The 7,417-nt window shown below is 37.4% G+C and carries 5 protein-coding genes and 1 pseudogene; 4 read left to right on the top strand and 2 right to left on the bottom strand.

Annotation, left to right across the window (positions count from 1 at the left end; all coding sequences use genetic code 11):
* The coding region (locus tag KX581_RS08075; RefSeq protein ID WP_231176076.1) for a UV radiation resistance protein at positions 1 to 1,394 on the top strand (1,394 nt) is incomplete at its 5' end.
* Positions 1,395 to 1,468: 74 nt separating this feature from the next.
* Complete coding sequence (locus KX581_RS08070; protein ID WP_231176075.1) at positions 1,469 to 3,409, top strand: hypothetical protein; 1,941 nt, start codon at positions 1,469 to 1,471, stop codon at positions 3,407 to 3,409.
* 390 nt (positions 3,410 to 3,799) lie between these two features.
* Here KX581_RS08070 and KX581_RS08385 read toward each other — a convergent pair whose 3' ends face one another.
* Positions 3,800 to 4,000 (bottom strand): hypothetical protein, encoded by a 201-nt coding sequence (locus KX581_RS08385; RefSeq protein ID WP_231176074.1) that lies wholly within the window; start codon positions 3,998 to 4,000, stop codon positions 3,800 to 3,802.
* Between KX581_RS08385 and KX581_RS08060 the strand changes: the two genes are divergently transcribed.
* Positions 3,987 to 6,731 (top strand): DUF3519 domain-containing protein, encoded by a 2,745-nt coding sequence (locus KX581_RS08060; RefSeq protein ID WP_269201277.1) that lies wholly within the window; start codon positions 3,987 to 3,989, stop codon positions 6,729 to 6,731. The genes KX581_RS08385 and KX581_RS08060 overlap by 14 nt on opposite strands.
* Positions 6,732 to 6,746: 15 nt before the next feature.
* A pseudogene (locus KX581_RS08055) lies at positions 6,747 to 7,109 on the top strand (hypothetical protein); the annotation flags it as partial.
* A gap of 34 nt (positions 7,110 to 7,143) precedes the next feature.
* On the opposite strand, the gene KX581_RS08050 reads toward KX581_RS08055, so the two are convergent.
* On the bottom strand, positions 7,144 to 7,417 hold a 274-nt coding region (locus KX581_RS08050), incomplete at its 5' end, for a TrkA C-terminal domain-containing protein (protein WP_231176072.1).

Here is a 7,417-nt window from a genome sequence, read left to right as displayed (position 1 = left end):
ACCGCATTAACCACCTAAACCACGAAATAGCAGACAGGCAAAACGCCATTAACAGACTAAACAATGAAACACACCACCTAAACAACGAAATCCATAACCAAACCCAAGCGATAAATAACCTAAACCACGAAATAGCAGGCTTGAATAATGAAATTAGCGCGCAAAGCCAAGCGATAAAACAAGAAGAAGAAAAATTAAACGCTTTAGAATTACAAACGAACGATAAAAAGCAAATTGAAAAAGAAATAAAAGAAAGCTTGAAAGAATTAGAAAAACTCAAACAAGAACTAAAAAGGCTTAAAAAGCAATCTAAGTGGGAGAAACAATTTAATTTTTTGACCGATAACCCTCCTAATATAGAAGCTAAACAGCAGCACGCTTTAAACCAAGTAAGCCAACAAAACACCCGCATGAACTTTTTTTTAACCAATCCTTATGCGATACTGCCTAAAGGCTTTATTTATGAGTATCATAACCCAGGCAAAGAAACCTACAACGCCCTAAACGCTCCTAATAACATGGACGGCATCAATAACCAATTTAGAACCAACGCGCTAAACCAGGTTTTAGATAACAGCTATCAAAAGTTTTTACCGGGCAATGATAGTTACAACGCTTTAGGGAGTATAGAACAAGTGAAAGCCTTGAAGTTTTACGATTTAGCGATAAATCACGCGCCACAAAGCGATAAGCTAGAAAGCGCCTTATTTTTCAAACAGATTTCCCAATACGCCAAAGGCTTAAGGCTTAAGATCTTAACCGCTCCAAGCAGAAGCAGCAAGAAAGATTTAGCAAGGATTGAAGAGTTAGAAAACACCATAAACCAAGAAGAAGAACGCCTAAAAGGTAAAGATTTAAACGCTTTAGAGCAAGAAATCCTAAAAGAGCAAGAAAACGCCCTAAAATTGAAAGAAAGCATTAAGGCCAAGCAAAACTATACCGAAACGCTAAAGAACGCTATAAATCAAAAAGAACAAGCAAAAAACCCCATAGAACAACAAAAGCAAAACCTAGAGAGCCAACGAAACGAGAAAGAACGAGAAAAACAAAACCAAGAACACGATAAACACAACAAAGAACAAGAAAGAAACAACCTAAATAATGAAATTAACGCCATAGGTAACGAACGCCTAACCCTTAAACAATTAGGAACTTCATGGAATTTTTTAGGTATACAGCCGTATCTCAACAACAACGGGTGGGGAAGAACTTACGCAAGGGCGTTTTTTAGCGATAAGAACAAAAGCATAAGAGAATACTATGAAATTGAAAACAGAATTAAAAACATTTTAGGGTTTTACCGGATCGGTGAAAGCGATGAACGGATCTTGAGTCGTTTTTTAGAATTGAACCAATACCAACAGAACGAACTTGCACGGCTACTTTTAGAATGATGAAAGAGCCATTCTAACCCTTAAAATCAAGCGTTTTTTTTGTTTTAATACATTAAAATTATTTAGGAAAAGGCATGCAAAACACAGACATTAACTTGGAAAACTTGCCCAGCACGCCATTATACCCGCTTAAAAATCCCATTCTCACGCCTGAGCAATTAGAACAAAAAAGAAAAGATCTCATCGTGGATCTTAATCAAAAATCAAAAGAACTCACAGAATTAGGATTATTAGACAAGTTAGGCAGTTTTGTAGGATACCAAACCGACAACGCCAAAGAGCGAGAAAAACAGCTAACCGACCTTAAAACCCAAGCTTTAGACAATAAAATAGAATTTAAAGACTTGCCTAACGCGCTTAAAGATGAATACTACAACAAAGCCGAAACAAGCCTTTTTAACCCGCTTAAAACCAAGAACGAGATCGCCAAAGAAGACTATCAAAAAGACTTGCAAAGAAAAGCGATTTTAAACAAAACGAGTAAAGAACTCACAGAAAGCGATAAGGAACTAATAAGCGATGATAGCGGTTTTTTTAATAATGCACTTGATGCTATCACAGGTAAAAGCGAAGCTGAAAAGCTTAAGGAATACAAGGAAAAAGAAAAAGCCAAGGACATAACTAAAGAAATACAGAAAGCTTATTCAGCCTTTAGCAACATTGATAAGAATAAGGACTTTTTTAGTTTATTCACAAGCAAAGATAAAGAAGCGCAAGAAAAAGCTAAACAAGATTTTGAAACGATCGCTAAAAACCTCTACCATTTTGACAGCGTGATCTACAATGAAAAAAATGAACCTTTTGTAGTCAAAGGCGATAAGGTTTATAAGATTAACGACGGCTTTATAGACAATTTCACGCAAAGCCTTTTAAATAATAAATTTTCACTAGCTGGAAGCGTTGCCGGTGGTTTAACGGGAGCTAAATACGGGAAAAACGCCGGAGTTTTAGGATTAGTTGGAGGAGCTATTGCCGGTGCAGCCTTAGGAGCAACTGCAGGAGCGGCTAGCGATGCGATTGTCACTAATCTAGCGCTTGACAGAGAAAATAAAGCCGATGAAATCATAAGGCATGCGTTAAGTGAGGGAGCTTTATCATTAGCGACCGATACGATCATGCTAGGAGCGGGCAAGGTGTTAAAACCGCTTGCTAAAGCGCCGTTAAAATTAGCCGAGATGAGCATGCCTTTTCAATTCACTAAAAACTTTTTCACCGGTAACGCCAAGCGCACAAGCGAGATCATAGAAACCACGCTATCTAAAGAACAGCAAGAAGCCTTAAAAGAATTTAGCGCGCAGTTTGGTGGTGAAACCAAGATTAACGCTAACAACGCTAACGACTTTTTAAGAGATAAGATTAAAAGCGTTTTTAAAAACGATGAAAGCAAGCTAAAAGCTTACGACAAAGTGAAAGAAATCCTAACGCTAGACAACCACAAAGAACAGCAACAAGCTTTTATAAGAGCGATACGAAGCGATGAAACTGGCAACACTTTAGCGTTTTTGATTGAAGCGGCTAACTTAAGCCCTAAAGCTAACGCTAATTTAAAATCCATTCTTAACCAAACGACCGAGAATTTAACCAAATCCTTAAAGCAGTTTGATTTAAAAGATTATGAAATAAAAAGCGTTTTTGACAATTTAGAACAAGGAACTAAGGAAAGCTACGACAAAGCCTTAAACGAAATCATAGGAAAGTTATACGATGATACCTACAAGGTGAATTTACGAGAAAATATCCAAGATGCGACTAATTTTGAAAAGTTTTTAAAGGATTTGAAAGCGCAAGGCGAGATCGATGTGCAAGCTAAGAGCTTTTTAAGACAGATTGAAAAAAATGTATATAACCCTAACGGCGTTACTTACGAGCAATTGAAGAACTCACGCCAGCTAATCAACGCTTATTTACGAAATGTAAAAGATCCTTCTACTTTAGGCTATATCCAAAAAGCGAGCGCTAATTTTCTAAAAAAACGATATAGACAACGCTATAGAGAGCTTACTCAAGCAAAATAAAAGCGCTTATGAAAAGATTAGCGAACTCCAAAAAAGCGCTATTAGCGAGTATAGAGAGATGAAGCAGGCTTTAGAATTAGTAGATAAGGCTAAAATACGAGACAAGAACACGCAAGCGAGTGACGCCGTAAATAGTTTAATGAAAATGATACAAGCGCAAGGCGACAAAGATTTAAGCAATTACCAAGCGCTAACGAAAGGCTTAAACGAAAGCGATAAAGAACGCCTAGAATTAAGCATGCTTAATCGTTTGATGGAAGAAAGCCTAAAGCAAGACGAAAGCTTAAAAGTGTTTGACAGCGTGCATTTTTTCAACAAGCTAAACGAGTTTAAAGAAGAAGTTTTTACCACGCCCAAGGCTAAAGAATACATTGACATAGCGAGCGGTTTTCATAAGCTTTTTAAAAACGATATTAAGATCGCTGAAAGCCTAAAACCCGCTACAACGAAAAATTTAAGCCAAGGTTTAGCCACCACTCTAAGCGGAGCGTTAAAATACCAATGGACTAAATTCACGCTAGGAACGCTATACAGAAACGCACCCGATCGCATTTTAGGAGTGAAGTTACCGAAAGCCTTGAACGAAGCCACCGCAGGCGCAGCCCTAAAGTATCACATTAAAAGAGCGCTTGAACGAAGCCACAGTATAAGCGATTTTAGCAAGCAACTAGAACTGAGCGCTAAAAATTCTAAATTCACTAACAACACGCTTAAAATCATTGAAGAGCTTAATAATGGCGTTAAACAAGTGAGTGAAGAACTCAAAGAGAAAGCGACTAAATACGAAAAAGCCTTAAAAGAATTGCAAAAGATTGATGAAAGCAAGCTTACTAAAGAGCAGCAACAAGTTTTAAAGGTGTTTAAGGGCGAGTTAGATCAAACAGAAATCAAAGGGATAGATTTAAACGACCTTTACATTTTAGAGCAAGGATCAAGGAATGCGGGAGCTAGAAAAATACTAAGAAAGCATTACGGGGTAGAAAATACAGGCGGACTAACTAACGATGAACTACTTAACATGAGCGAAGTTATTAAGAACGGAAGCGTGTTATTAGAGAGTTTTGAAAGGATTAAAAACGGATTTAGATACGCATACGAATGGGATAATAACGGCGTTAAGCTTAGGTTAGTAGTAGATGATTTAAACAATGGAAATAAGATTTTTGATTTTTATAGCGATAGGAATTTTAAAGATTTTAGGGGTGCCAGTCTACACTCTGGAAACCATCCCTATGAACTTAATACTACTAAAAAACCCCTAACGAGTCAAGAGGAATTACTAAAAACACAAGAAAACGCATTAAAAACACAAGAAAACCCACCAAAAAACACGCAAGCGCCTTTAAGCCCACTAGAACAAGCCAACGCCGAAAAGCTTGCGAAACTAGAAAGCGAACGATTAGAAAGCGAAAAAGAATTCACCCGCTTAAAAGAGCAAGAGAAACAACGCAAAGAAGCTTTAAAAAAGAAATTAGAACACGAGCGAGGCAATGCAGGCAACATTGAAAGCCAGACTAAAATAGAAGTAGGAGACGATATTCCCACGCACACACAAGCGCAAATCCCTAAAAGCCGAGTGAGGCTAAATGAAAGAGAGATTTACGATCTTAATTATGCGATCGTGAAAGCGAAAGATTTAAAACCAAGCTTTACCACAGGCGGGACGCAAAAACGCACCGACATGAACGAAGAACAGATTAAAAGCATTTCAAACAATTTTGATCCTAAAAAGATATTTGGCAGTGGAGGTTTTGAAGATTTACCGATCATTTTACACGACGGGCAAGTGATCGCAGGAAACCACAGAGTCCAAGGCATGCTAAATTTCACGCCTAAAAGCCGTTACACTTACGAGAAAGCGATCAAGGAATACTATCACATAGATCTAAAACCAGACGAGTTGTTAGTGCGCTTGCCTTCTAAACGCTTGAATAACACCGAGATTAACAATTTAGCGGCTTCATCTAATCAAGGACGCTTCAATAGCGAGAGCGATCATGCGATAGCGGTTTTAAGCCATTACGAACCTAAATTAAAAGAATTAGAAACACAATTAAACGCTGATAGCGTTTATTCGTTAAAAAACATTGTGGCTAAAAATCTTAATTTTGACAAAGCGACCCACCCTAATGTAACCGATAGTAATTTAGCGCTTTTAATGTTTAACATGCCAAGGACGAAGACGCAAGGGATAGAACTATTAAACCGCTGGCAGAAAGAATTTTCTAACGACATTAAAAGCTATGAAAAAGTGAAAAAAATGTTTGTAGATAACGCTGGGAGTTTCCACAATTTAATCCACGACATGAGTTTTCCTAATGTGAGCCTGAACGCTTATTTGAGCGATATTATGGATCGCAGTTTTGCGAATTTAAAGAATTATCCAACTACGAGCGAAAGCCTGAAAGATTTGAGCGAAAAATTCTATAAAACGAACTCTTTAGAGATGTTTGAAAAGAGCGATCAAAGCGCAAGCGACATTAGCGAGATTTTAGGGGCAAGCGTAGCAAGATTTGCGAGGTTTGATGATCCTTCTAAGGCGTTATTTGAAGCCTTAAGAAGCGATAACATTAAAAAAGGTTTGAAAGAATTTAAGATCGCAGATGTTACAAAAGACATGTTTGATCCTAATAGCAAGGAATTTAAAGACATTGATATTTACGATTTCACGCATTACCTTTTAATGGTGGGTAGAGAGCCGAATGAAAATAACCCCACCTTAAAGAGTTTGATAGAAGCTATAAAGGACATGCAAAAAGAAACAAAGAAAGGGATTAAAGGACAAAAACTAAAAACGCCTAGCGAATGGGGAAATAATTATAGCGAGTTTAAGGGTGATGGCTTAGGAGCGATTAACAAGCTATTAGAAACTAAAAAAGGTTTTGTAGCGGGAGCGTTTCATAAGGAAGGTTTAGGGGATATTGATTTAGTCTGGGGAACGCCAAAGACTAAAGATAGCAACGGTTATGGATTAGCGCATATATTAGAGCGTAGAATATCTAACGAGATGAAGAAAGGCTTAAGTGAAACAGAAGCTAAAGAATACGCCTTAAATATCGTTAAATCAATCCCTGAAGTGTTAGAGAAAGGCACTAAAGGGACGGATCATTTAGGGCGTGTGTTTGTAGATTATGGAAATAAGAGAGTAGGTTTAAATAATGAGTGGAAAAATGAAAAATTAGAAAATCATTGGATGATAAGCAGTTATGAACTGTATGATACAGAGAAGCAAGCGTTACGGTCTACTCCGCAAGCAATCACTAAAGAAAAGACATTTAATTCTTTAAACTCCGTAGAACATAATCATACCACAAAAAATTAAGTATAAGGAATACCCATGAACTATCCTAACCTACCTAATAGCCATTTAGAGATCACAAGCCAGCCTGAAGTGAAAGGAATCACTAACGAGCTTTTAAAGCAATTACAGAGCGCTTTAAAACAAAATAGCCATTTTAGCGAACAAGTGGAATTAAGCCTTAAAGGTATCGTTAGGATTTTAGAAGTGCTTTTGAGTTTGGATTTTTTTAAAAACGCCAACGAGATTGATAGCAGTTTAAGAAATTCTATTGAGTGGCTTACTAACGCCGGCGAGAGCTTGAAAGCTAAAATGAAAGAATACGAGAGCTTTTTTAGCGATTTCAATATGAGTATGAAAGCTAATGAGCAAGAAGTGAGCGCTACACTAAACGCTAACGCATAAAAACATTTTTATTTAAAAAAGGCTGTATAAATCACAAGGAAATGTAATCCACTTCTTTGGGTTTTTGATGGTTAGCAATGAGTTGCTTACAGGTCGCAACGCCTTCTGAAGTGCCAACCATTAATAGCTTGGATTCGCTTGCAATGATCGTTTCTCCATCAGGCATGGGGATGTATTTGCCATCTTTTTGAGTGATACCAATCACAAACGCTTTAGCGATCTCTCTAAAATGGGCTTCTTTTAATTTCCTTAACACAAGCCAGCTGGTTTTAGGGACAATCACTTCCTCTAAATCTAAAAGTGTG

The organism is Helicobacter pylori (assembly GCF_021062735.1).
In the GTDB taxonomy this organism is placed as follows: Bacteria; Campylobacterota; Campylobacteria; order Campylobacterales; family Helicobacteraceae; genus Helicobacter; species Helicobacter pylori_DN.
The sequence above is the reverse complement of the archived record's forward strand: the minus strand, read 5'-3'. Positions and strand labels throughout refer to the sequence as shown.